The 25,142-nt window shown below is 56.1% G+C and carries 22 protein-coding genes and 2 pseudogenes; 9 read left to right on the forward strand and 15 right to left on the reverse strand.

Features of this window, described 5'->3' with window-relative positions:
- Nucleotides 1–8: 8 nt before the first annotated feature.
- Genes ACTZWX_RS03925 through yghU form a run of 3 tightly spaced genes read right to left on the reverse strand, consistent with a single transcriptional unit; the run spans nucleotide 9 to nucleotide 4,137 of the window.
- Nucleotides 9–866 carry a universal stress protein gene (locus ACTZWX_RS03925; protein WP_444712807.1) on the reverse strand — a complete coding sequence of 286 codons (858 nt, stop codon included), beginning with the start codon at nucleotides 864–866 and terminating at the stop codon, nucleotides 9–11.
- Nucleotides 856–3,255, reverse strand: a complete 2,400-nt coding sequence (locus ACTZWX_RS03930; RefSeq protein WP_444712808.1) for a Lon protease family protein — start codon at nucleotides 3,253–3,255, stop codon at nucleotides 856–858. The genes ACTZWX_RS03925 and ACTZWX_RS03930 overlap by 11 nt, the downstream gene beginning before the upstream one ends.
- 9 nt (nucleotides 3,256–3,264) lie before the next feature.
- Nucleotides 3,265–4,137 (reverse strand): glutathione-dependent disulfide-bond oxidoreductase, encoded by an 873-nt coding sequence (gene yghU / locus ACTZWX_RS03935; protein ID WP_444712809.1) that lies wholly within the window; start codon nucleotides 4,135–4,137, stop codon nucleotides 3,265–3,267.
- 161 nt (nucleotides 4,138–4,298) lie between these two features.
- On the opposite strand from yghU, the gene ACTZWX_RS03940 reads away from it, so the two are divergent.
- The 5 genes and pseudogenes from ACTZWX_RS03940 to ACTZWX_RS03960 all read left to right on the forward strand — a co-directional run bounded on the left by ACTZWX_RS03940 (nucleotide 4,299) and on the right by ACTZWX_RS03960 (nucleotide 11,138).
- Entirely contained in the window at nucleotides 4,299–5,024 is a 726-nt protein-coding gene (locus ACTZWX_RS03940) for an ABC transporter ATP-binding protein (RefSeq protein WP_444712810.1), read from the forward strand.
- A gap of 4 nt (nucleotides 5,025–5,028) precedes the next feature.
- Entirely contained in the window at nucleotides 5,029–7,407 is a 2,379-nt protein-coding gene (locus ACTZWX_RS03945) for an ABC transporter permease (RefSeq protein WP_444712811.1), read from the forward strand.
- A 23-nt stretch (nucleotides 7,408–7,430) separates the two neighbouring features.
- A complete protein-coding gene (locus ACTZWX_RS03950; protein ID WP_444712812.1) occupies nucleotides 7,431–8,636 on the forward strand; it encodes an efflux RND transporter periplasmic adaptor subunit in 1,206 nt (401 codons plus the stop codon).
- Nucleotides 8,637–8,764: 128 nt separating this feature from the next.
- A pseudogene (locus ACTZWX_RS03955) lies at nucleotides 8,765–10,075 on the forward strand (methyl-accepting chemotaxis protein).
- Nucleotides 10,076–10,159: 84 nt separating this feature from the next.
- Nucleotides 10,160–11,138, forward strand: a pseudogene (locus ACTZWX_RS03960) (IS110 family RNA-guided transposase).
- Nucleotides 11,139–11,460: 322 nt separating this feature from the next.
- Here the strand turns inward: ACTZWX_RS03960 and ACTZWX_RS03965 are convergent.
- The 11 genes from ACTZWX_RS03965 to ACTZWX_RS04015 all read right to left on the reverse strand — a co-directional run bounded on the left by ACTZWX_RS03965 (nucleotide 11,461) and on the right by ACTZWX_RS04015 (nucleotide 17,682).
- The gene (locus tag ACTZWX_RS03965) at nucleotides 11,461–11,754 is read right to left on the reverse strand and encodes a HigA family addiction module antitoxin (RefSeq protein ID WP_444712813.1); all 294 of its coding nucleotides are present in this window, start codon (nucleotides 11,752–11,754) and stop codon (nucleotides 11,461–11,463) included.
- Complete coding sequence (locus tag ACTZWX_RS03970; protein WP_444712814.1) at nucleotides 11,754–12,032, reverse strand: type II toxin-antitoxin system RelE/ParE family toxin; 279 nt, start codon at nucleotides 12,030–12,032, stop codon at nucleotides 11,754–11,756. The genes ACTZWX_RS03965 and ACTZWX_RS03970 overlap by 1 nt, the downstream gene beginning before the upstream one ends.
- A 108-nt stretch (nucleotides 12,033–12,140) precedes the next feature.
- On the reverse strand, nucleotides 12,141–12,644 hold the full coding sequence (locus ACTZWX_RS03975; RefSeq protein ID WP_444712815.1) for a hypothetical protein: 504 nt from the start codon (nucleotides 12,642–12,644) through the stop codon (nucleotides 12,141–12,143).
- Between the two features lies 1 nt (nucleotide 12,645).
- Nucleotides 12,646–12,960: a hypothetical protein gene (locus ACTZWX_RS03980; protein WP_444712816.1), complete on the reverse strand. Its 315-nt coding sequence runs from the start codon at nucleotides 12,958–12,960 to the stop codon at nucleotides 12,646–12,648.
- Nucleotides 12,961–13,203: 243 nt separating this feature from the next.
- Nucleotides 13,204–13,827, reverse strand: a complete 624-nt coding sequence (locus ACTZWX_RS03985) for a DUF2931 family protein (RefSeq protein WP_444712817.1) — start codon at nucleotides 13,825–13,827, stop codon at nucleotides 13,204–13,206.
- Between the two features lie 170 nt (nucleotides 13,828–13,997).
- The gene (locus tag ACTZWX_RS03990; RefSeq protein ID WP_444712818.1) at nucleotides 13,998–15,269 is read right to left on the reverse strand and encodes a T6SS phospholipase effector Tle1-like catalytic domain-containing protein; all 1,272 of its coding nucleotides are present in this window, start codon (nucleotides 15,267–15,269) and stop codon (nucleotides 13,998–14,000) included.
- A 27-nt stretch (nucleotides 15,270–15,296) separates the two neighbouring features.
- Nucleotides 15,297–15,650, reverse strand: a complete 354-nt coding sequence (locus tag ACTZWX_RS03995) for a PAAR domain-containing protein (protein WP_444712819.1) — start codon at nucleotides 15,648–15,650, stop codon at nucleotides 15,297–15,299.
- Between the two features lie 187 nt (nucleotides 15,651–15,837).
- Nucleotides 15,838–16,182, reverse strand: a complete 345-nt coding sequence (locus ACTZWX_RS04000; RefSeq protein WP_444712820.1) for a DUF4345 family protein — start codon at nucleotides 16,180–16,182, stop codon at nucleotides 15,838–15,840.
- 137 nt (nucleotides 16,183–16,319) lie between these two features.
- A complete protein-coding gene (locus ACTZWX_RS04005) occupies nucleotides 16,320–16,595 on the reverse strand; it encodes a hypothetical protein (RefSeq protein ID WP_444712821.1) in 276 nt (91 codons plus the stop codon).
- Between the two features lie 74 nt (nucleotides 16,596–16,669).
- On the reverse strand, nucleotides 16,670–17,281 hold the full coding sequence (locus ACTZWX_RS04010) for an AbiU2 domain-containing protein (RefSeq protein ID WP_444712822.1): 612 nt from the start codon (nucleotides 17,279–17,281) through the stop codon (nucleotides 16,670–16,672).
- 62 nt (nucleotides 17,282–17,343) lie between these two features.
- Nucleotides 17,344–17,682, reverse strand: coding sequence for a hypothetical protein (locus tag ACTZWX_RS04015; RefSeq protein ID WP_444712823.1), 339 nt, complete (start codon nucleotides 17,680–17,682; stop codon nucleotides 17,344–17,346).
- Between the two features lie 691 nt (nucleotides 17,683–18,373).
- On the opposite strand from ACTZWX_RS04015, the gene ACTZWX_RS04020 reads away from it, so the two are divergent.
- Entirely contained in the window at nucleotides 18,374–19,366 is a 993-nt protein-coding gene (locus tag ACTZWX_RS04020; protein ID WP_444712824.1) for an integron integrase, read from the forward strand.
- Here ACTZWX_RS04020 and ACTZWX_RS04025 read toward each other — a convergent pair.
- Complete coding sequence (locus tag ACTZWX_RS04025) at nucleotides 19,363–19,698, reverse strand: 4a-hydroxytetrahydrobiopterin dehydratase (RefSeq protein ID WP_061332708.1); 336 nt, start codon at nucleotides 19,696–19,698, stop codon at nucleotides 19,363–19,365. The genes ACTZWX_RS04020 and ACTZWX_RS04025 overlap by 4 nt on opposite strands.
- 126 nt (nucleotides 19,699–19,824) lie before the next feature.
- Between ACTZWX_RS04025 and imuA the strand changes: the two genes are divergently transcribed.
- Genes imuA through ACTZWX_RS04040 form a run of 3 tightly spaced genes read left to right on the forward strand, consistent with a single transcriptional unit; the run spans nucleotide 19,825 to nucleotide 25,054 of the window.
- On the forward strand, nucleotides 19,825–20,514 hold the full coding sequence (gene imuA, locus ACTZWX_RS04030; RefSeq protein ID WP_444712825.1) for a translesion DNA synthesis-associated protein ImuA: 690 nt from the start codon (nucleotides 19,825–19,827) through the stop codon (nucleotides 20,512–20,514).
- Between the two features lie 5 nt (nucleotides 20,515–20,519).
- Entirely contained in the window at nucleotides 20,520–21,938 is a 1,419-nt protein-coding gene (locus tag ACTZWX_RS04035) for a Y-family DNA polymerase (RefSeq protein WP_444712826.1), read from the forward strand.
- Nucleotides 21,938–25,054 carry an error-prone DNA polymerase gene (locus ACTZWX_RS04040; protein WP_444712827.1) on the forward strand — a complete coding sequence of 1,039 codons (3,117 nt, stop codon included), beginning with the start codon at nucleotides 21,938–21,940 and terminating at the stop codon, nucleotides 25,052–25,054. The genes ACTZWX_RS04035 and ACTZWX_RS04040 overlap by 1 nt, the downstream gene beginning before the upstream one ends.
- Nucleotides 25,055–25,142: the final 88 nt, after the last annotated feature.

The following is a 25,142-nucleotide window of genomic DNA, read 5'->3' on the forward strand; positions in this document are numbered from 1 at the left end:
CGAAGGCTTCAGGGTGTTACCGTCACCGGCAGGTTCATTTCAATCAGCAGGGTATCCGCACCCTGCTCACGGAACAGGCTGCACTGCCGGCTAAGCACCAGTTGCGAGGCGCCCTCCTCCCTGATCACCCGTGCAAAAGCTCCGGCACTGGCCATGGGCAAGAAACTGACCCGGGCGGTAATACCCTCGCTCTCCATACAAGCCAGCAAATCCTCAGCGATACGCTCATCACGGCCGGTTTCGGTTCGCAGCAGGATCGTCAACGGCTGCCGGTTACGCCTTGCCAGCTCAGCGCCAACCCTGACAGCCCGATGGTTCACCCCTTGATCGTGATTCAGCAACACCACAATGCGATTTCGGGACCGCATGGGCGGATCGGCCCACAACAACACATCCCCGAGTGCCTGGCTCACCAGAACCCTGGCCGTGGACCCAAGGCGAGAGCCCGGTATGCCAGACCAGCCCACGCGGCCTAACACAAGCAAATCCCCTGGCCGCGCCAGATTCAGTACTTCATCTGCCACACGGCCACGACACAAGGTTAGCGCCTGGGCAAGCCCCCGTTGCGCCATGGCACGCTCCAGCGATCTTCTCGCCTGCTCAGCCAGCGAGCGCATCCGGGCCTCAATAGCCGCAAGGTCCATTGGCCGGCTGACTCCGGAACTTCTGCCCACTTCCCTTGTGAACCCGTAGCCCGCGCTTCGCAACAGGTTCACCTCTTCCACGAACACCCCCAGCACTTCGGCTTTGCGCGCCTGGGCAATGTCCGCCGCGGCTTCCAGAGCCGCCAAACTTAACCTTGAACCATCCAACAGAATCAGCACCCGGCCCACTGGCTCAACCGGTAGCTGTTGCTCAGCGGTCACCGTTCTTGCCTCCGCTGTCGTTATCCTGGGCGTCTTCCCTCTTTTGCCCTACCTTTGCATACTCAGCCAAACGATCAGCCACGCGACGGTTGAAGCTCCCTTCCGGATAACCACCCTCATCGTCAGGCAAGCCTGGCACCATGCCGGTCATCAGCTCAATGGCCTGATCAATGTGGGTCATCGGGTAAATGGCAAACACGCCCTCCCGAACCGCCGTGCGCACCTCTTCATTCAGCATCAGGTGCTCAATGTTACTGGCGGGCAGCAACACGCCGTGGCCATTTACCCCACCGTTTTTCTTGCAGACATTGAAGAAGCCCTCGATTTTCTCATTCACCCCTCCCACTGCCTGAACCTCACCGTGCTGGTTCATGGAGCCTGTCACTGCCAACGACTGTTTCAGAGCCACGCCGGTAATGGCAGACAACAGCACGCAGGTTTCCGCTACCGAGGCAGAATCCCCTTCCACGCCACCGTAGGATTGCTCGAAGGCGAGGCTCGCAGACAGGGATAAATCACCCATGGGCGCATAGCGGCCTGCCAGAAAGCGGGACAAGATCATCACTGCCTTACTGTGAATGGGCCCGCCAAGTTTCGCCTCACGCTCAATATCCACCACCTGGCCTTTGCCGGGCCGGGCGGTGGCCGTGATGCGGGTAGGCTGACCAAAACGGGTGGCACCTATCTGCAACACAGACAGGCCATTCACCTGCCCCGCCTGCTCACCGTCTGTGGCAATCATCACCACACCCCGGAAGATCTGCTCCAGGCTACGTTCCCGAATGCGGCTGGCGCGAAACTCCCGCTCATCAATCGCCTGTTGAATATGCCCGATGCCGATGTGTTTGCTGTAGGCACGGGCAGCCCAGTGATTTGCCTCGCTGAGCAGGTCTTTCAATACCCGGTCATGGGCGGTCAGCTTTTTCTGGTCACCAGTCAGGCGACTGGCATGCTCAATCAAACGCCCCACGGCGGGCTTGTCCATTGGCCGGGCCTTTACAGATTTGGCCATGGTGGCAAGCATTCTGGCGTAGAGCTGATAGCTCTCTCCGTCCCGCTCCAGATCATCCTCGAAATCTGCCTCGACCTTGAACAGGTCCAGGAAGTCCGGGTCGTAGTGTGCTAACAGGTAATACAGGGTCCGGTCGCCCACCAGCACCACTTTCACTTTCAGCGGGATGGGTTCAGGCTGCTGACTGACGGTAGTGGCAAGGCCATAGAGGCGCTCGAGGGATTCAATACGAATTTCATTGGAAAACAGAATACGCTTCAGGCTTTCCCAGGCCATGGGCTGGGTCAGAATGCGGCGGGCATCCAGGATCAGAAAACCGCCGTTGGCCCGATGCAGCGAACCGGCCCGGATCAATGTGAAGTCGGTGTACAGGTTACCCTGGTGAGCCCGATGCTCAATTTGACCAGTGAGGTGCTGGTGATTGGGCAGGTCCTCATACACCACCGGGGCGCCCTGCGTTTCCAAATTATCCACCAACAGGTTCACCCGGTAACGATTGAGCAACCCGGCAGGGGCGCCGTTCTCACTATCCTGGAAGGCTTCCGCGTGTTCCACCACGTCTTCCCGAACCGCATCCAGGTAGGCAACCACCTCCGACAGGTGCGACCACTTCTCGCGCAATTCGCCAATGGGGCCGCCCAGGGTCAACTGAACCATCTCTTCGTTCAGAGCGTGGATACGCTCCCGCACTTCCTTGCGCAGCCGCGGCACTTGCTGGATAGCCTGCTGCAGTTTCTTCTGCAGGTCTTCAACCTTGGCCTCCACCAGCGCCTTCTCATCATCAGAGAAGGTCTTGTATTCCTCCGGCTCAATCACTTCGCCGTTACGCATGGGCGCAAAGGTAAAGCCGGCGGGGGTTGTCAGCATGGCTATATTGTTCGCGTTGGCCTCTTCCTGGATGGCGAACAGGCCCTTCTGCTGACGACGCGTCACCTCTTCCTGAAGCTCCTGAATGCGAGCCTGGTACTCCTCACTTTCAAAGGTAGCCGGAATGGCGGTTTTCAGCTCCGCTGCCAGGTCACTCATATCACGCTTGAATACCCTGCCTTCACCCGGCGGCAGCTCAATGGCCTTTGGTTTGTCGGATTGCTGAAAGTTGAACACATGGCACCAGTCGGATGGCACCGGCTGGCCTTCGGCGTGCTTGTCGAGGAATTGCCTGACCAGTTCGTGCTTACCCGCTCCGGATGGCCCCAGCACGAACAGGTTAAAGCCATTGGCCTCCATGCTGGCGCCAAACTCCATCGCCCGCAGCAGGCGCTCCTGCCCAAAAGGAAGTTCCAGTTCTTCCAGCGTTGCCGTTGTCTCAAAGTTCAACTTGTCCAACGGGCAACGGTGATAAATCTGGTCTTCGGTTAACGCTGCAGGTAGCGCCATTGTTCCTCCTTATTTTTCACCGTCCAGCTTGTCCTGGGTACGCAAATCAAAGTCACTGGCATCATGCCGCTCGTGCAGTTGGGAAGACAGCTCACCCCAGGCCCGGTTTACCATGCGGCCACGTTGTACCGCGGGGCGCTTGGCCAGCTCATCTGTCCAACGCAAAATGTTCTTGTAGGTGTGGGCTTCCAGGAATTCCGCCGCCTCGTACACCGTGTTCTTCACCAGCGAACCATACCAGGGCCAGATTGCCATATCGGCAATGGTGTATTCGTCACCGGCGATGTACTGGTTGTCCGCCAACTGGCGATCCAGCACATCCAGTTGCCGCTTCACCTCCATGGTGTAACGGTTGATCGGGTACTCGTATTTTTCCGGGGCATAGGCATAAAAATGCCCGAAACCACCACCCAGGATCGGTGCACTGGCCATCTGCCAGAATAGCCAGTTCATCGTCTCTGTGCGCCGGGCCCGGTCGGTTGGTAAAAAGGCACCGAACTTTTCCGCCAGATAGACAAGAATAGATCCGGATTCAAACACCCGCACGGCCGGATTCTCGCTTCGGTCCAACAACGCAGGAATCTTGGAATTTGGGTTTACTTCAACAAAACCGCTGCTGAATTGATCACCTTCCATGATATTGATCAGCCAGGCATCGTACTCGGCTTCCTTGATGCCCATTTCCAATAGCTCCTCCAACATGACGGTGGCTTTAACGCCGTTGGGAGTAGCCAGGGAATAGAGTTGAAACGGATGCTCCCCCACCGGCAGTTCTTTGTCGTGCGTAGACCCGGCAACAGGCCGATTGATATTGGCAAACCTGCCGCCGTTGCTGCTGTCCCATTTCCAGACCTTTGGTGGCGTGTAGGTTGAGTCACTCATGTTTGGTCTCCGGTTGACGGTGAGTAAGCTATTTACTGACTTTACCTGATTGCCCCTGCCGTTAGCACCCGTGTTTGCGTTGAGAATGCGCGGGATCAAATGCGAGGCATACCAACAGGCTATACTGGGCTTTGTCTGTTGTTTACGAAGGGAGTCGTCCTATGGCTGCATCGGTACCGGATGGTGCCCCAGTCTTTCACACCCGCGGCCTCACCAAAACCTACCAGCAGGGCGAAGTGCAGGTGCACGCCCTGCGCGGGGTAGATCTCGACCTTTACGCCGGTGAGCTGGTGGTGATGCTGGGCGCCTCGGGCTCCGGCAAATCCACGCTGCTGAATATTCTCGGCGGGCTGGATGTGCCGACCAGCGGTGAAGTCAGGTATCTGGATACCGACCTTGCCCGAGCCACCGATAAGGAGCTCACCCGCTACCGCCGGGATTACGTAGGCTTCGTGTTCCAGTTCTACAACCTGATCCCCAGCCTGACCGCCCGGGAGAACGTCGTCGCCGTTACCGAAATCGCCCGCAACCCCATGAAGCCGGACCAGGCGTTGGAGCTGGTCGGGCTGGCCAATCGGGCAGACCACTTCCCGGCCCAGTTGTCTGGTGGCGAACAACAACGGGTTGCCATTGCCCGGGCCATCGCCAAGCAGCCCAACGTGTTACTGTGCGATGAACCCACGGGAGCCCTGGATTCCGCCACAGGCGTTTTGGTACTCGAGGCACTGGACAAAGCCAACAGGGAGACGGGCACAACGACGGTGATCATCACCCACAACGCCTCTATTGCCCAGATGGCTGACCGGGTGATCACCCTCTCAGACGGCCTGATCAGCGGTGAGCAGCGCAATACCCACCGGCAAGACCCGAAAACCCTGAACTGGTAGCACCATGGCTCTTTTTGGTACCAGCGTTCTCCACATCAAACTGCGCCGCGAAATCTGGCAGATGCGCGGCCAGATGCTGGCGATTGCCCTGGTGATTGCCGGTGGCATCGCGGTTTGCCTGTTGTCACTGGTGAATTACGCATCGCTCAATGCCACCCGGGATCAGTACTACCAGGAACACCAGTTTGCCGACGTGTTCGTCAATCTCAAACGAGCACCCAAACAGGTACTGGCGCAAGTTGCCGACATCCCCGGTGTTACGCGCCTGAGCGCACGGGTGGAAGGCGTAGCCAAGCTCGACGTTGCCGGTTTTCAAGACCCGGTATCCGCACAGCTGGTGTCGGTTCCCGCCACCGGCCAACCTGCCGTTAATCAAGTCTACCTGCGACAGGGCCGCTTGCCGGATGCCAGCCGTACCGACGAGATAGCCATTATCGGCAGTTTTGCGGATGCCCACGATCTGCAGCTGGACGACCGGATAACGGGCATTATCAACGGCCGTAAACAACCGCTGACGATAGTGGGCATCGCCGAATCACCGGAATTCATCTATGTCATTCCACCCAGCGGAATGTTGCCAGACTACGAGCGCTACGGCGTAATCTGGATGCCCGAGGAGGCGCTCGCCTCGGCCATGGACATGCGCGGGGCCTTCAACAGCCTGGTGCTGCAAACGGCCCGAGGCCAACCTGTTGAGGATGTGATCGACCGCCTGGACCGGTTGCTTGAGCGCTTCGGCAGTGCCGGCGCCTTCGGCCGTGCCGATCAGTTTTCACACCGCTTTCTGAGTGATGAGCTTGAACAGCTGAAAACCATGGCCACCATCTTCCCGGCCATTTTCCTGGGCGTTGCCATGTTCCTGCTGAACGTGGTGGTCAGCCGGTTGATAAGCACTCAGCGAGAAATCATCGCGGTGCTCAAGGCCTTTGGCTACAGCAACCGGCAGATTGGCTGGCACTACAGCCAGCTGGTACTCGTTATTGCCTTGATCGGATTGGTTATCGGAACGCTCGCCGGGCTCTGGCTGGGGCGGGCGCTGGGTGAGCTCTACATGGACTTTTACCGCTTCCCCGAACTGCTGTTCCGGATCAACCCCTTGTGGGTTTTGCTGCTCGCCGGCATCAGCCTGGGGTTTGCCTGGCTTGGTGGATGGCGCGCTATTCGCGCGGCAGCCATACTGCCTCCGGCACAAGCTATGCAACCGGAAGGTCCGGCACGTTTTCAGGTCAGCACACCGGAACGCCTGCTGGGGTGGGTCCGGTTCACTCAGCCGTCTCGCATGATCGTTCGGCACCTGTCACGGCGGCCCGGCCGAACCCTGCTTTCGATCACCGGCATTGCCATGGCCACTGCGATCGTGGTGGTGGGTAACTTTCAGTTCAGTTCCGTCTCGCTGATGGTACACACCCAGTTTGCCAAGGTTCAGAAACAGGACCTCACGGTCAGCCTGACAGATCCGGTAAGCCAGTCAGCTATGTACGGCTTAGCCCGGCTTCCCGGCATCTGGTACACCGAAGGCCGTCGGGTTACGGCGGTGGAGCTGATTAACGGCCACCGGCGCTGGCGAACCGCACTGACCGGCATCCCGGACGAAGCCAAACTGCAGTTTGTGGTCGACCACCAACTTCAGGATGTCAGCATCCCCCAGGCCGGCATACTGCTGACCGATTTCCTGGCCGACTCCCTGGGCCTGCGCCCGGGTGACACCGTCACCGTGCGTGTACTGGAAGGCCAACGCCCTACCCTCAACCTGCCCGTTTCCGGTGTTACCAGCGAATTTCTGGGCGTGGGTGCCTATATGAACCTGGACGCCATGAACCGGGCGTTAAGGGAAGGCCCCGCTATCAACCAGATACTGATGAACCTGGACCCAGACCTCACAACTACGGTTTACCAGGAACTGCGCGATACACCCAAAGTGATGGCCCTTAATCTACGCCAGGCCATGCTCGACAGCTTCTTTGAAACCCTGGCCAAAACCTTCCTGACCTATACCTTCATTATCAGCTTGCTGGGAGGCAGCATCGCGTTTGGCGTGATCTACAACACCGCCCGAATCTCACTGGCAGAGCGAGCGCGAGATCTGGCCAGCCTGCGTGTGCTGGGATATAGCCATAACGAAGTGTCCCACATACTGTTGGGGGAGCTTGCGGTATTGTTGATCGTGGGCATACCACTGGGCTGGGCCATCGGCACTGGGCTTGGCCAGCTCGTGGTAACCGCCATGCAAACCGAACTGTACCGGGTGCCATTAATCATTACCGGTAAAACCCTGGCATTGGCGGCCAACGTGGTGATTGCCTCTGCCCTGATCTCCGGCTTCATTACCTGGCGCAGGCTCCGTAAACTGGACCTTGTGGCCGTACTGAAAACCCGTGAATAACATAAACCTGCAAGGAACAACCCATGGCCGTGCGTAACCACATCACCGGCAAAAGACTTTTCTGGTCATTGATGGCAGCACTGATTGTGGTGACGTTCGCGTTTATTCTGAGGCCGGAGCCGGTTTGGGTGGATCTGTCTACCGCGCAACGGGGGCCGCTGGAGGTTACCGTGCTGGAAGAAGGCAGAACCCGGGTGAAAGACCGCTACCTGGTCTCTTCTCCGGTAACCGGCTTTGTACACCGGCTTGAACTGGACGTGGGTGACACCGTTATCCCCGGTGAGTTACTCACCCTGATAGACCCCATGCCCGCCAGCATCCTGGATGCCCGCAGCCGCGCCGAAGCAGAAGCCCGGGTGGCTGCCGCCCGCTCCGCGCTTCAATCCATCCGGCAGAAGGCCGCCGCGGCCGAGGCCGACGCAGACTTCAGCCAACAGGAATACCAGCGGTTACTGGCACTGAAGCCCTCCAGCTTCGTTTCCGACGAACAGCTACAACAGGCGCGAACCACCGCCGCCCGTGCCCAGGCTATCTTGCGCTCTGCCAGGTTTGATGAAGAAGTGGCCAGCCACGAACTGGCGGCCGCCCAAACCCGGCTGCAGGTGTCCAGCGCCGCCAACGGAGGCAAACCGGCCGAACGCGTTGCGGTGCGCTCGCCCATTCACGGTGCGGTACTCGGGCTGGTCAGAAAAAGCGAAGGCATTGTCCAGGCCGGAGAACCATTGCTGGAGTTGGGAGACCCGGGCACCCTGGAAGTGGTGGTAGACGTTCTGAGTTTCGATGCCGTGAAACTGGAGCCCGGGCTGGCCACCCGCCTCACGGGCTGGGGCGGCCCCACCCTTGATGCCGTCATCCGGCGAGTAGAGCCGGTCGGCTTCGAAGATGTCTCGGCGCTTGGCGTTGAGGAACAACGGGTAAAAGTCATCGCGGATATGCTCAGCCCCCACGAACACTGGCAACTTCTGGGCGATGGCTACCGCGTGGATGCCGAATTCATCCTTTGGCAAGCCGAGGACACCCTGCAAGTCCCCGCCTCCGCCCTGTTCCGCCACAACAACGGATACGCGGTTTTCAAGGTGACCGGAGACCGCGCCAACATCCAGCCTGTGGAGACAGGCCCCGGTAACGCACTAAGTACCGTTATCCTGGAGGGGCTCCATGAAGGCGACCGCGTTGTGCGGCATCCGGGGCGTGACCTCGATGACGGGGATCGAATCCGGGTTCGTTAAGCCACTCGGTCAACGCGATATCTCCGCGCTGAGCAGACCCGACCGAAGCCGTTTATTTATTCAGCCAGCACTCAAGAGTGAGCCGCACCGGCCGTTACCCAAGAACTCTCGTTTGTTGGGGTTTCCTGATGTTTAACAGCCTGCTCAAAAAAGAACTCGAAGACCACCGTGCAGAATTGGCCATGCTCCGCCAACTGACGCAACAGATGGATCGAGGCATGCTGTCTATACGGCTTAATTCCGACTTCTGTATCTCTGCTGTAAATCAGGACTTTGCCAACGCGCTTGGTCACCAGCCAGAGCAACTTCTGGGGCGACCATTGTCGGATATTGTGCCGCCCTATGTCTCGAAACTGCCGTGCTTCCATAACTTCAACAAGGCGATGGCAGAGTTTGCGCCCGTCAGCGACAACTACCGTTACCTGAGTGCCAATGGCCCACTGGTATGGCTGAATGTGCATTGGTTTCCCGTGCGCGGAGAGGACGGCAAACTCGCTTACGTTCAAGGCTATGCCCGCGACGTAACCGAAACCGTGGAAGGTGCAGAAGAAAGCGAGGCGTTCATTGATGCGCTGATCCGTTCCACCGCCGTTATCCAATTTAACCTCGACGGCACGGTTATCACCGCAAACGAGCAATTTCAGCGGGCAATGGGCTATCGGCTCAACGAACTCGTTGGCCAGCACCACCGTAAATTCTGCACGCCAGCGGAAGCGAACTCCCCCGAATATGCAGCCTTATAGAAAAAGCTTAACAACGGAGAGTACGTGGCAGACCGCTTCAAGCGGATCGACAGTCGTGGCAACGAGGTGTGGCTGGAGGCCACCTATAACCCGGTCTACGACGCCAAGGGTAACCTGAGCAAGGTGGTGAAGTTTGCCAGCGTGGTCACTGACCAGGTTGCCCGGGAAGCCGAGGTGCACGAAGGCGCAGGCGTAGCCTACGAGGTTTCACAGCAAACCGATGTAAGCGCCCAAAAGGGTACTACGGTGGTTCAGAAGACAGTCGAGACCATGCAGCAGATTGCAGCGCAGATGCAGGCGGCTACAGAAAGCATTGAAGCCCTGAGCAAACAGTCCCTTCAGATCAATTCGATCGTGCAAACTATCGGCGGTATCGCAGCGCAGACAAACCTTCTGGCCCTGAACGCCGCTATTGAAGCTGCCAGAGCTGGCGAGCAAGGGCGTGGGTTTGCCGTGGTCGCTGACGAAGTAAGGCAGTTAGCCGCACGCACAAGCAAAGCCACGGATGAGATCGTCAGCGTCGTCGAGAAAAATCAAGTGCTCTCAGATGAGGTTGTGCACCAGATGTTCAGCACTCGGGAAAATGCGGAGCAAGGTCTTGAGCTGGCCAACCAGGCCGGTGCAGTGATTCTGGAAATCAAGGAAGGCGCCAAAAAGGTTGTGGACGCCGTTGAGCGCTTTGCCAAAGAGTTGTGAGCACCGCTGGCAGATTGTTGGGGCCCTGGGTCTCGCTGTTACTGGCATTTAACGCCTGCAGCATTCGCGCCTACGGAATTCAGTATTCATGGCACCAATCAACACGGCAAGGTCGTGGTTCGCAAACGGCTCAATCGCCCCAAACTGTTGGCGTTCTTCGCACAACTGCCGCCGTGCCTGATCGGCATGGAAGCCTGTTCCGGCGCGCACTACTGGGCCCGGGAGCTGACCAAACTCGGCCACGATGCCCGGATCATTGCGTCCCGCTCTGTCGCGCCGTATCGCAAGAGCAGCAAGAACGATGACAACGATGCCGAGGCCATCTGCGAAGCCGTCAGTCGGCCCAACATGCGCTTCGTTCCCATTAAGACTGATGACCAGCAAGCCGTTCTGTGCCTGCATCGCATCCGCCGTGGGCTGACCAAAGAGCGCACCGCGCAGATCAACCAGATTCGTGGTCTGTTGGCCGATTTCGGACTGATTATTCCTCAAGAGCGCTATCACGCCCGACATCGAATTCCCGAAATCCTGGAAGATGCTGAAAACGGTTTACCCATGCTGGCCCGGCGTTTACTCAACAACATCAACCAGCGCATTCTCCAGCTCGATGAAGAGATACTGGCCTATGACCGGGAAATCGAGGCGATGACCCGGCGCGACGAACAGGCCAAACGGCTGATGGCCATTCCAGGGATTGGACCACAAACTGCCACCGCGATCTTGGCCAGTGCGCCCGATCCCAGACAGTTCAAAAGCGGACGACACTTCGCCGCCTGGCTGAGGCTCGTTCCCAGGCAATACTCGACCGGAGGCAGGCCCCGGCTAGGCAGAATCACCAAGCGGGGGGGACAAATACCTGCGAACACTGCTGATCCATGGCACCCGAGCGGTGATTGCCAAACTTGCCGACAAGAACGATCGGCTCAGCGGGTGGGCCAAAGAGTTGCTCGAACGCCGCGGATACAAGAGAGCCGCTGTGGCATTGGCCGCGAAAAATGCCCGGATTATCGGGGCGCTACTAATGAACCAAACCGAATTCAAAACCCGGCCTGTGGAGGGCTGATAACCAGGCAACAACGACAGGCAGAACACGCCTGCCCGCCGAGTCTAGCAACGGCAAGCGATGACGGAACGGTCAGACCGAGAGTGATTGAACCTGTAAAGCCTTGCGGCTGAAAAAAGCCGACTAACGAATGAGGTCATCACTCACACGCATCATCACCCTGGCCCGGGCAACAATGCTCACAAAGAGGCCGAATGTAGAGCTGCAGTCTCAAACCGCTTCGGAATCAAATGGCGTTGCTTGACCGCAGGAAGAGTCCATGTAGCCTGGCTTTGCGGCGTGCCGGATCGCCAGCGCAGGCGCGTCCGACAACAGCCGCTGGTTAAGCTGCTTCGAAGTCCAGAGGATGAATGCCATCCAGATTGACCTTATTGCGGGCCACCCAAAGATCGTACATGTCCTGCATTGCCAACCAGCTCTCAGGAGTGCGCCCGATAACCTTGGATAGCCGCAATGACATTTCCGGGCTAATACCACTATCTCCTTTGAGCAGCCGAGACATAGTGGAAGGTGATACGCCCAGACTGGAAGCAAGCTGACGGGAACTGATACCGAAAGGCTCCAGGTACACCTCCCGAATGAATTCACCAGGATGCGGCGGATTATGCATAGTCATTAGTGATAATCCTCATAATCAAGAATGTAGGCGTTGCCGTCCTGAAATTCGAACGTCATTCGCCAATTTCCGTTAACCCGAATCGACCACCGCCCCTTGTCTTTACCATTCAGTGGGTGAAGCCGAAAGCCAGGGATATCCATGTCCTCCACCGACGTGGCCGTATCCAGAGCAGCTAACTGCATACGCAGTTTCTTGGCATGGTCAGGCTGTATGCCCGCCGTGCTGCCGGTCGAGTAAAACCGCTTCAGTCCTTTGTGACGGCAAGATTTAATCATGAGGGAATAATAGCATGGTGCGCATCACGCAACAATAGAGCTTAACGCCGCAATCACGCGCTTGTCGCGTGCATTGCCTTGTTATGTACTGATGAGTGATGTACAACACTAATGAAGATACTCTTTGAATAATTTTTTCAGTGTCTTTTTAGTTAAAAAGTTAGTATCCACCTTTAAAATTTTATTATTAGAATCTCTGGTTGCAAAGAATACTGTGGTCTTGGGATCGCTAACGAAATAATAAAAGTTATGACCTTCACCCGACCAAGCTCCGACGTCTCGATCTTCAACAAAAATATGCTGAAATGACTCGACTGCCAGCCTGTCACAATCGTTCTCGGCTTTCCCCAGTACCTCCTTAAAGAACTCCTCAGGGTCGCAGCCACCAGTCGCCATTTCACTTTCAACACTGAATCCGACCAAACCTTCTCCGGGACCATCTCCGTACTTTAAAACGATTGTGTCGTTTTTAGACCCGAGAAACCCAAAAGCTTTAGGAGCTTCTGGAAGATAAAAGTTATAACCGTGGTAAGACATTTTAAAGTGATCGCTTTCAGCGAACGCAAAAGTCGAAAAAGTTATTGCCAATAAAAATAGTGTAGACCTTTTCATATTAAAGCCCCATTAAAGCTTCTTCCATAAATGTTCTATAATTTACTGCCACACGATCACGACACATGTTATATGCTGATGTGTCACCAGACATTATCCGCTTTCCTATTTTCGCCACTTCTTTGACTATATAACTGATACTCGGGGTATAAGTGGGTCTCGGTACGAGATCTATTGAAGCCGTGCACGACTGAACTTCAGAAAGAGCTTCATAGATAACTTTGGCGGCGTTCTCATTTACCGTGTGCGGTTTAGCGAGCCCTTTCCAAAAATAATTGACCGCTGCGGCGACGTATTCCCTTTCGTCGTAGTTCATTCCTTTTCCTCTTTGGTTGTATCAATCGTTCCGTTGATTGCTCTCAAAGCCTACCTGCGACTTTCAGGTCATTCCAGACTGCAGGGTACGTTTTGGGGAACATGTCTCGCTGGGCTACGGAAAAACTGCCCACCACATAACGCCCGCCATCACCGGTGGCAAAGCTGGAGCGAAGCGGAGGGTTTGGCATCCGGTGCATAGCATGGTTATGTGGTGCTTGGCTCATTGGTCAGAAGTACTCATTCACCAACCGTCATATCGTATTCCATTTTTTTGCAGGAAGTCCCCCTCTCTTTCGAGGTAGGTTTCAGTCCGGCGAGTATAGTCCTCTCCTTCTTTTTGGTAATCGTATGGTTTCGCCTGGTACCGCCCAACCTCAATGGCATTTTCTCCACGATTCATGATCCAGAGCACAACAGTACCGCCGGGTGCCAGACCCAGCACAAGCGTGTCCCGAGGCCGAACAGCGATCTCACCAAAGCTTTCAAACGGTGCAGGCTCTTTCATTTTCTCCACAATCTCGTCTGGATTATCCAGCTTGATCACAGCCTCGTAGGACTGCTGTTCAGCAAATGAAAACCAACGTATCAGGAACAGTTCAGGGGTGGTTTGCCATTCAGCGCCGGACAGCGGAGCGCTTTTCCAGCAACAAGAGACAATCCCAAATGGACGACGCCAACCTATACCCTCTGACAAGGACTCAATATAAAACTTGTCCACCCAGACATCGTAATGCCTAGGCGCCACAACACCAATACTCCGGTAAGTCGAGTTGGGACCTGGCTTTGATCGTTCGGAGGCTGTCTGCTCCGAGCATCCTGACAACAAAAGTACGCACACACTGAGCACAAGGCATTGAATTTTCATAGCGTTTCCCCCTCCTCCTCACTTGGTCTTGTTTGGATGGATAACACGTCGACCATATTTGGCCGGCTGAAACGGGTAAATCGGCCATGCGCCTTTCACGTACACTGTCAGGTAATGATCGGAGTGGTGGATATACCGTTGCTTCAATAGTGCCTTGGACTCCGAGGAAATCAGCAGTTCATTGCTATACCACACATGGGCGGCAAGGTTCCTGGCAACGGGTAAAAGCTCTTGAGGTAAAGCGGAATTCGAGAATATTCACCCCGGACTTCTCGATCCAGCCACAGACGAAGCGTGACATCTCCACCAGGCAAACTACGTGGGCGCTCCTGTTCTATCTCCAGTGTGGCAAACGGATTCAGTGGCCCAATCCAGCCCTCGTTTTTAATCAGTGCGCGCTCCTGCAACATGCGTGAGAACTCAAAACTCGCTTCGGGATTGCGGCGATCCTTTCCTTTGAACATGAGGGGCGGGCGAACTTCGATACGCTCCTGAAAACGATCCTGGTAACCACCACCAATATCGGAATGAACACCCGGCAACACCCATTCGCTGAAATGTTCAGGTAAGTTTCCGGATTCGTTTCGCAAGCTGTTCAGTGAAAAGTTGTGTCGGCGTTCATCTCGGGCAGCAAATTGCACGGCTCGCTCGACATGCTCTGGTTGTACGTTAACGTTGATGCATCCCGTATCGACATCGTGGGCAGAAAAATCGAGATTATCCAGGTCGGCAACCGCAGCAACGGTGTCAAATAGCCCTAGAAAACGGACAGTAACCTTGTTCGGCCAGGGAATTCCCTCCCGCTCGAAGGCCTTGACCAACCTACCTTTATACTCGCCGTATAAAGAGCCGGTGGTGTCATAAATCTCCCGGCTGATGAAATGCCGGGCGGTGGCCGCCCCACGGCTAAAACCAAAAACGTCGAGGACCAGTTCGTCGATGGGTTCTGTGACGGCACGGCTTAATCGGAAAGCGAAATCATTACTGCCTTCCTCAATCTTTTTCAATATGCCTTGATCTCCAAGGCCAAGCCCCATGCTCGGACTGTCGTCGGGATCACCGGACTTTGTGCCGACACCAGGCACGTAGGTCGAAAGCCTGACTATGGTCTCGCAATTCTCGCCCTGGCCACCCGTTCGCTGATACAGGTTCTCAAGCTTGGACACATTGGTTTCGGCATTGAGGTAGCTACCACCCATAATCTGCGACAGTTCACTACTGCATTCTTCTTCTGAGATGGCTCCGGCCGCATTGGCCGTCAGACACTCGTCCATCTGCTGTTGATACGTCTGGGTGTTGTCGCGGTTATTGCCAGTGCAGTCGAAAAATATGCCAGCCTCTATCCGGACTTTGGGGCGGTTCTCTTCTTCGGGCGAGTCCTCCGGTGACTCGTTGGAAACGCCTTCGTCAATCAATGCGCCTTTCTGTGCCGCTTTGCGCACAAACTCCTGTGGGTCTTTGTCCAGCAATTATCTGGCTGTGGGAGTAAGTTGGCCCTTGTCATCCAGTGCGCCTGCCATGGCAAAATCCACTACGGGTGCGGTGGTTGTGGCAACGCCAAGTATTACTCGCTGATTACCACTGACAATAGAACTGCCATGACTGGTAGGGCCGCCAAGGTAGGCCACTGGCATACCGTCGGCCAACGCCAGCGGGTAGCCTCGGGTAATAACCGCACCGCAACCGGTTACATCGCCCACGCGGGCAATAGATTTACCTTCGACAAGGATGCTGGAGCCGTTTGGCATGATGGGAGAAGAGCCGTGCCCTTTGATCGGGCAGACGTGCATATCGCCAACGCAGGCGGCAATAAGATTGCTCATGGTGAGAGTTCCTTTCAGTAAAAGTAGCTTCCTGGCTACCCGTGATTAAACATGGTTCAAACGTGTGAGTGTAGCATGGCTGGAACCACATAACGCTTGCATAAACGGCGGTTTTTTTTACGCAGCGAAGCGGAGATAAAACCGTCCGGTGGAGGCCCATCGGGCCGGAACGAATTTGATGCACTGGTTAGAGCACACTTGCGACCAGCAAAAGGCCGATCCCTGCCTCAACGACTATGCCACCCGCATTTTTAGCACTGAAAGCTCGGTCCAGAAAAATAGAAACTGCGCGAGTTGCTGCCGCAATTAACCATGCCAGCCCGACAGCGACGTAAACCTCCGACTGCTGGAAGAGCAAACACGCGATACCCAACCCAATGAAAATGCCGCCGTAGGTAGCCCGAACCTCCGATAGCCCCAGCTTTCCCCCCGGGGCGATACCAACGAGGCCCGCGATTTTTCGGGGAGCGACCAGCCCCAAAGTCCCAAGGGCCAATGTAAAGAACGCACCCAAAACAGGAAGCCATTCCAAAATCTCAGACTCTCCATGTGTGATCAGTAAGCTCTAACGCTGAATGTTAAGCGGCGCCTGCGAAGCGCAGCGTAGTAGGCGTCCGGCGGACGGCCGCCAGGCCGGTAGCGAACTTGAACGATTGGTTATACATAAGGCTACCACCCCCACCAATGCCAAACCTTGGCTATACCGCGCCAGACACCCCCGAGAATAGATGGAAACAGTTTCGGGAGCAGCAACGCCAACACAGCAAAAACCAAGATACAGGAAATGAGGTAACGACTGCTGAGAAAGCCATCCCAGTAGACGGCAAGCTCCAAATTGACCCAGAGCCAAACGAATACTGCCGTTGGGATCGAGAAAAACAGCGATGCAAAAAGGCTGATCAACCTTGTTTCAATTGGCCCACTTTGGCCGCGATTCCTTGCCATGATCTATGAACATTCCTTGTGTATAACGCTGAGCACACCGGCGCCACGACAGTGGCGTCCGGTGCTGTGACTTGTTAGCGAGATTTTCGGAGTTCGGCAATATCGTCAAGCAACCTCTTTACCTCCTCCGCAGGATTAAGGTCGAAGGAATGCTCAAGCTCCAACACCTCGCCACTAACTATATTCATGGCATCTTGCATGTGCTTTATAAGGCTTTTGATTTCATCTGGCGTGATACCAGCACGCTTGTAGAACTCCGCAATACTGAGCTTGTTGCTTCGATGCCCAAACACGTTCGACCGAAGTATGCAGATTTTCGTCCAGTTTTCCCGAATCTCCTTGGCAGCAGACTCCAGTTTATTCTCAACCTCGGGAGCAACGAGCTTTTTCTCACGAACTTGTCGGAAAAGGTTCGGCAGGTTGATCGTGTCCCGCCTGTTTTCAAACAACCGATAGAGGGTAATTACTACAGTCAAAAAATGAGCATGAATGGTCGATTGGAAGAAAATCGTGTACTGGTTTAAGTCATCCAGATGCTCTGTTCGAGCCTCCCTATTCGAAAGCTCCCACCAGATATCGTACGAAAGACCTACGTCCAAGAGCGCTTTCTTTAATTCTTGAATTTGCTCGCCGATTTCATCCATATCTTTTTTCGCTAACGCCAGCAATAAACGGCGCCCTGACAAGGGCGTCCGGTGGAGGCCCTTCGGGCCGGAACGAATTTAATTGCCTTGTTAGGCTCTGGTACTTACGCTCGACTTGGACCAAGAAGCAAAGCGCCAACGTTACCATTGACCCTAAAGCTTTGGATAAACAGATAGATACTAAGAAAAAGCGCACCGCTAAAGAACGCGATCAAACCAAGAAGTAAGCCAACACCTGAAAACTCATGACGCCATGAAACCCAAACTGCCGAGAGCACCAGAAAGCACATAAAATCAAGATTGAACTGACCTGGCCACGCCATTTGAGCTATATCACCGAAAAACACGGGCAGAAGCCCCATGCCATGGTTGCTGACGACTATAGCGGTGTAACCGACTAATGCGAGAAAAATAACTACAAGCAATGTGCGAAATAAAATCATAAGTTTGACCTTCCTTCACTTTGTTTGGGGATAGCCTAACGCTCTGGCTTTGCGGCGTACCGGAGCGCTAGCGCAGGTGCGTCCGACAACAGCCACTTGTTAAATGCAAGCAGCACACGACAGCTACTTCACTTGTTTTTCTATGATCTCAGAAATGCACTCTGTGCCGCATATTTTGCAATTACCCCTAATATACTTACGGCCACTTTCAACGTACAACTCCGCCTCCACGATGCCAAGATCAGCTTCGTTGCACTTGTCGCACCAAGAGTCATTGAGATAGATATCCTTCTCAACCTCTGAAATCGTGCTTAAGTCGATAACTTCTCTCATTTTTGATCAAGCATTTAACAGCTAATTCAATGACAAAAGACATCTATGCAAAATACGCTTATTACAAGCAACCCCATACACCAACTTAGTTTTCTCTTTTGTCAACAACAAGTTATCTGGCACCAGCAATACCAGCCGGGAAATATGCGTCAAATGTCGCTGATCCCGCAAGGAGCTCGTTTGCTTATCTGCATTTCACTGATACCAACTCTTCCATATTTTTCAGTGGTTTGTAAGACCGTCATATCAAAAACACGAAATTTTGCGACACATGTCGTATAGCACCACTTCTCATCGTGCAATTACACCAATCAAAACTTAGAGCACTGTATATCCAAACAGCAAGGAGGCTATAAGCATGATTCTGGATGAACCACCAAAGCTACCAGAGAACTCAACCCGCTTCATGGATCAGCTTCGCTCTTTGATTCGAAGCCGGAACCTGGCCTACAAAACCGAACAAACCTATTGCCACTGGATCAAACGGTTTATCCGGTTTCATGGCATGCAACACCCCTCCACCTGCGCCACAAAAGAAGTGGAACAATTTCTCTCTCATCTCGCGGTTCAGCGCAACAGCAGTATTAGTACACAGCGAACAGCGCTGAATGCCATCGTATTTCTTTTTCGTGAATTCCTTCAACAACCTCTGGATGAGTTGTCTTTTGAACTAGCAAGAAAACCTCGGCGACTGCCAACGGTGTTTACGCATGACGAAGCCAAAGCTGTGATAAGCAATCTAGAAGGTGCCTCCCAACTAGTGGCACGCCTGATGTATGGCTCAGGACTCCGGATTAACGAAGTGTTGAGGCTTCGAGTAAAAGATATTGATTTTGGCATGCAGCAGATTATTGTTCGCAGCGGCAAAGGCAATAAGGACAGAACAACCCTGCTCCCGGAGTCATTGCTAAAACCACTGGAATTACAGATCGAGCTCTGCCTTGTACAACACAAGCAAGATTTGGCCAGTGGTCATGGTGAGGTTTACATGCCCTCTGCACTAAATCGCAAGTTTCCGGAGGCGGCCAAGGAACCAGCCTGGCAATACCTGTTTCCAGCTGGCAAGCTATCCAAAGATCCACGTAGCAATACCCTGCGTCGACACCATCTGTTGGATCGCAGTGTTCAAAGAGCTATTGGGGCGGCCATTCGAGAAGCCGGCATCTACAAGCAGGCAAACAGTCACGTCCTACGTCACAGCTTTGCAACCAGGCTGCTTGAAGCCGGCTACGACATTCGCACCATCCAGAAGCTACTCGGCCATTCCGATGTCCGTACCACCGAAATCTTTACCCATGTTGTCCGTAAAGGCGGCTTTGGTGTGCGCAGCCCGGTGGACGAGGCCTTTTAATAAAGCTCATCTGTTCTGGCGGCCATGATGAAATCATTTTTGTGCAAACCGCCGATTTTGTGGGTCCACCAGCGCACGGTGGCTTTGCCCCACTCCAGCAAAATCGCGGGGTGATGGTTTTCAGCCTCCGCCAGGTCCGCCACTTTGTTGGTGAAGGCTTGCGCTTCCACAAAGTTCTTGAAGGTGAAGACCCGGCGTAGCTGCTCCTCGCCGTCCACCATCACATCTTCCCAGTCTGGGATCACGCTCAGCAGTTCCTGCTTCTCCTGGCCGGTCACTTTCGGTGCGTCTGAACGGCAGGCTTCACAGGCATGTTGGCTTAGTTTTGTCATGGCTATTTCTCCTCTTCTGGTTACTGTGTCCAGCGTGGGTGGCGTGAGCGGTTTTATCAAGTGGGTAGTTGAAATTCCGCCCTCACAATAATACTGTATATATAAACAGTATTCAGGGATTTCCCCATGAGTGACCTTCTCAGCAGTCTTCTGCAGGATGCCCGCGTATGGCAGGGCCACAAGCATAGAAAAACTACGCAGCCAGCAGAGCCGACAGGCTATCAGGTTCTGGATAATCAACTGGGCGGCCTGGGTTGGCCCCGGGGCGCGTTGAGCGAATGCCTGCTGGATGCCCTCGGCATTGGTGAGTTGCACCTTGTTTTGCCATTAATGCGGCGCTTGTCTGAGCAGGGCAAGACCGTTTTCTGGCTGAACCCGCCACACACGCCCTATGCCCCTGCCCTGGCCCGGGAAGGCGTGAATCTGGACTATCTGGTGGTGATCAGCACAGACGATCAGGGCGATTTCCTGTGGACACTTGAAAACTGCCTGCGTTCACCGGTAACCGGTTTGGTGCTCGCCTGGCCTGGCAAGCTTGCCAGCCGGGATATCCGGCGGCTACAGCTGGCATCAGAAGCCGGCGGCAATGTGTGCGTGCTTTTCCGTAGCCGCCGGCAGGCGGATCAAAACTCACCTGCGGCTTTGCGCCTGGAACTGATGCCAGGGGATCACCAGGACCTCAAAGTAAACATCATCAAGCGCCGTGGCAGCTGGCCTGGCCAGCGTTGTTCCCTGGCGTTAGGGCACCGGGCAGACATCACCACTCAGGATTCATCCCGTGTGGTTCAGGGGCCATGGCCCCGCTCGCAAGGGTAAGCTGCATGCTCTGGCTTTACCTGCACTTCCCGCATTTGCTGCTTGACCACATCCACCGGAATCAGCCATCCACAGGAGCCCTGGCGATTGTGGACGGTGCCGGGCATACCGTGGTTCAGGCCTGCCCAAACGCCAGGGATCTTGGTATTGAAGCTGGTATGCGCCTGAAGACTGCCCTGGGCCTGGCACCAGAACTGAGTATCATGCGTACCGAAGCCAGGCAGGAAGCCTGGCTTTTGGAAGACCAGGCGCGCTGGCTATATCGCTATGCAGCACACATTACCCTCTCACCGCCAGACGGTATCTGGGCAGAAGTCAGCAGCCTGCAGAAACTGTATGGCGGTTTGCCTTCTATTTGGCAAACCGTGGAGCAGGCGCTGGCCGAACGTAAACTGAACGCCTGGGTCGCCATTGGCCATACGCCCCTGGCCGCACAATTACTGGCCCGGGCCGGCAAAGGGGAATGCACGGCAGACAAACGCCACATTCTTACATCGGTGGGAAGCCTGCCCTTGCCAGCCACAGGGTTTGATGAAAAGTCCTGCACCCGTTTACAACGCCTGGGGCTGAACACCCTGGCAGAAGTGTTTGCCCTGCCCCCCACAGAGCTGGCCCGGCGACTGTCACCAGAACTGTTGGCCATGGTCCAGAAAATCCAGGGTACCCGGCCAGACCCAAAAGCCCCCTGGCAACCACCCTACAGCTTCCGGCAAAAAGCCGACTTCGTTCACGAAGTGGAGCACACCGAGGGGCTGCTGTTCTCACTACAGCGGATTCTGTCAGAACTGGAAGAAGACCTGTGCTGGCGCCAGCAAGACACGGATACCCTATTACTGATTCTGCAACACCGGCATCAGCAAGCCACCCGTTTACGCATTCGCACCACCGGGCCAGAACACCGGGCCGAGATGTTTCTGAAACTGATACGCCTGAAGCTGGACCAACACCCCCTGAGCGCACCCGTCACCGGCCTGATTCTGGCAGTCAAACGCTTCACCGGCCGGGAAGCCCCCGTAGGCCGGGATCTGTTGGGCGAAACGGAAGACCTGGACGAAGCCTGGCACATGCTGATCAGCCGCCTGCAGGCACGCCTGGGCGAACAGTCCCTGAAACGGCTTGCGGCCAGGGCTGATCACCGGCCCGAGTGTGCCTGGTCTGCCAGCAATCCGGGCAAACCCGGTAAACCCCGGCCACAGGCTTCAGTGACCCTGCCCCGGCGCCCCTTGTGGCTCCTGAAGGCTCCCCGGCCTCTGGCTCAGCCCCCGGAGACCTGGCATTCCGGCCCGGAGCGCATCAGCGGTGGCTGGTGGGATGGCCAGCGGGTTCACCGGGATTACTACATCGCCCAGTTGCCGGGTGGCGAACTGGCCTGGGTGTTCCGGGACGTTCAGGGTGGCTGGTTCATACACGGATGGTTTGGCTGATGACTACCGGCTACGCAGAGTTGTTCTGCTTCAGCAATTTCACTTTTCTGACCGGGGCTTCACACCCCCACGAGCTGGCCGAACGTGCCCTGGAACTGGGCTACAACGCTATCGCCATCACCGATGCCTGCTCCGTTGCCGGCATTCCCAGAGCCTGGGCCGGCCTGAAAGACAGCCCGGTAAAGCTGATTACCGGCAGCTGGTTTGAATTGGAAGATGCCCCGGCCGGCGCTGCCACGCCCCGCTTCATCCTGCTGGCCCAGTCCCGCAAGGGCTACGGCCAGCTGTGCCAGTTGATCACCACCGGCCGGCGCCGGGCAGAGAAAGGCCAATACCAGCTGTTTGCCCGGGATATCGAAACCCATGAGCTGGATAACTGCCTCTGCCTGTGGCTACCACCGGCATCGTCGGCTGCCAGCTACGAGCAAGCCGAGGCTTGTGGCGAATGGTTGCAACGGTTGTTTGAGCAACGCTTGCGCATTGGCGCCACCCGCACCCTGGAAGCGGGCGAAGAGCAACAGCTGGCTCGTGTACGCAAGCTGGCCGAACAGCTCAAACTTGGCATTGCCGCAACCGGCGAAGTACACATGCACGCCAGGGAGCGCCAGCCCCTGCAAGATGTACTCACTGCCCTGCGCCACCACTGCACGGTCGAAAACGCCGGCCACTGCCTGTTCCAGAACGGCGAACGCTACCTGCGCCCGCTCCCGGTACTGCAACGCCTGTTCCCCCGGGCCTGGCTTCAGGAAACCGTGAACATTGCCAACAGCTGCCACTTTGAGCCCGGCCGCCTGCGCTATGAATACCCACCTGATCTTGTACCGGAAGGTGAAACCCCGGCGGCCTACCTCAAACGCCTGACCCGGGAAGGCGAACGGCGCCGCTACCCAGAGGGCACGCCAATGAAGGTGCAGGCGTTAATCCGCAAAGAATTAGGCCTGATCTCGGAGCTCAACTACGAGCATTACTTCCTCACAATCCACGACATCGTGGCCTTTGCCCGCAGCCGCGGTATTTTATGCCAGGGGCGAGGATCGGCCGCCAACTCGGCGGTGTGTTACTGCCTGGGGATTACCGAAGTAAACCCCGCCAGGGTCGAGCTGCTGTTCGAACGCTTCATCTCGAAAGACCGGGACGAACCGCCGGATATCGATGTGGACTTCGAGCATCAGCGCCGGGAAGAAGTTATCCAGTACATCTACCAACGCTATGGCCGGGAACGGGCGGCGCTGGCCGCTACGGTTATCCGCTACCGCTACCGCAGCGCCATCCGGGATGTGGGCAAGGCGCTGGGGTTTGATGTCGCCCTCGTGGAAAAACTGCTGGACGGCATCGACTGGCGTGACAAAGCCAACCACTGGCGCCAGCAGATTCTGGATAAGGGGCTCACCCGTAACCCGAAAGTGGCGGAGCAGTTCTTCACTCTGGTAAACACGATACTGGGTTTTCCCCGCCACCTGTCCCAGCACGTAGGCGGCTTTGTGATCAGCTCCGGCCCACTGGCCGAACTGGTGCCGGTGGAAAACGCCGCCATGGAAGGCCGCACCGTTATTCAGTGGGACAAAGACGACCTGGAAAGCCTGGGGCTGATGAAAGTGGACGTACTGGCCCTCGGCATGCTCACCGCCATCCGTAAGGCGCTGGAATTGATCAGCGAGGAGAAGGGCCAAACCTTCACCATGCAGGATGTCCCCCAGGAAGACCCGGCCACCTACGCCATGCTGCAAAAAGGCGACAGCATCGGCGTGTTCCAGGTGGAATCCCGAGCCCAGATCAACATGCTCCCGCGCCTGAAACCGGAAACTTATTACGACCTTGTGATCGAAGTGGCCATCGTCCGCCCCGGCCCGATTCAGGGCGACATGGTGCACCCCTACCTGCGCCGCAAGCATGGCCTGGAGCCAGTAGAATTCCCCAACGATGCCGTCCGCCAGGTGCTGGAGCGCACCCTGGGCGTGCCGATCTTCCAGGAGCAGGTCATTAAACTGGCCATGGTGGCGGCAGGCTTCAGCGCCGGCGAAGCCGATAAACTGCGCCGCGCCATGGCCGCCTGGAAATCCCACGGCGACCTCACCCCGTTCCGGGACAAACTGATCAGCGGCATGCTGGAACGGGGGCACGACCCGGATTTTGCCGAGCGGTTATACCAGCAAATCTGCGGTTTCGGCGGCTACGGCTTTCCGGAATCCCATGCCGCCAGCTTCGCCTTGCTGGTGTACGTCTCCGCCTGGATCAAACGCCACCACCCATCCGCCTTCTACTGCGCCCTACTCAACAGCCAGCCCATGGGGTTCTACACCCCAAGCCAGTTGGTACAGGATGCCCAGCGCCACCAGGTAACCGTGCTGCCACCGGATGTGAACCACAGCGCCTGGGAACATACCCTGCAAGGCAAGGAAAAACACCTGCGCCTCGGCCTCAGAATCATACAGGGCCTGTCTTCCAGCGGTGCCGAACGCATCCACCAGAACCGCCCCGCAAACGGCTACCAAAGCGCCGCCGAACTGCGCACCCGTGCCGGCCTCAACCAGCGCGACATGGAACTCCTCGCCGGCGCCAACGCCATGCCCGGCTTCACCAGCAACCGCCACCAGGCTTACTGGCAGTTACTCGAACACGAAGAACCGGCAGAGCTCTTCGCCAACGACACCATGGCCGATTACACCCCGGAACCCTGCCACCTGCTCCCCGAACCTACCGAAGGCCAGAACGTACTGGCCGACTACAGCAGCCAGGGCTTAACATTACAAAGACACCCCCTCGCCCTGCTCCGCGAACAAGGCCACCTGCGCCACTGCCTCACCGCCGACCAACTCAAAACCACCCGCCCCGGCATCCCCGTACAAGTAGCCGGCCTGGTCACCGGGCGCCAACGCCCCGGCACCGCCTCAGGCGTTACCTTCGTCACCCTCGAAGACGAAACCGGCAACGTCAACGTCGTCGTCTGGCTAGACACCGCCCGCCGCCAACGCAAACCGTTACTCACCGCCCGGTTGTTACACGTGAAGGGAGTTATCGAAAAAGAGGGGGATATCGTTCATATCATGGCAGGAAAACTGTCTGACCTTAGTCACCTGATTAACGCGTTGCCAGTCAGCTCCAGAGATTTTCACTAAATTTGAAAGATATGTCTCCTAAGTGCAAAGCACCAGTGTGGGACTGCTTTCCAAAAATCTCGGAGGCCATGGATGGCCGGAGCGAAGC

This window comes from Marinobacter sp. NSM, assembly GCF_052380025.1.
Classification (GTDB): domain Bacteria; phylum Pseudomonadota; class Gammaproteobacteria; order Pseudomonadales; family Oleiphilaceae; genus Marinobacter.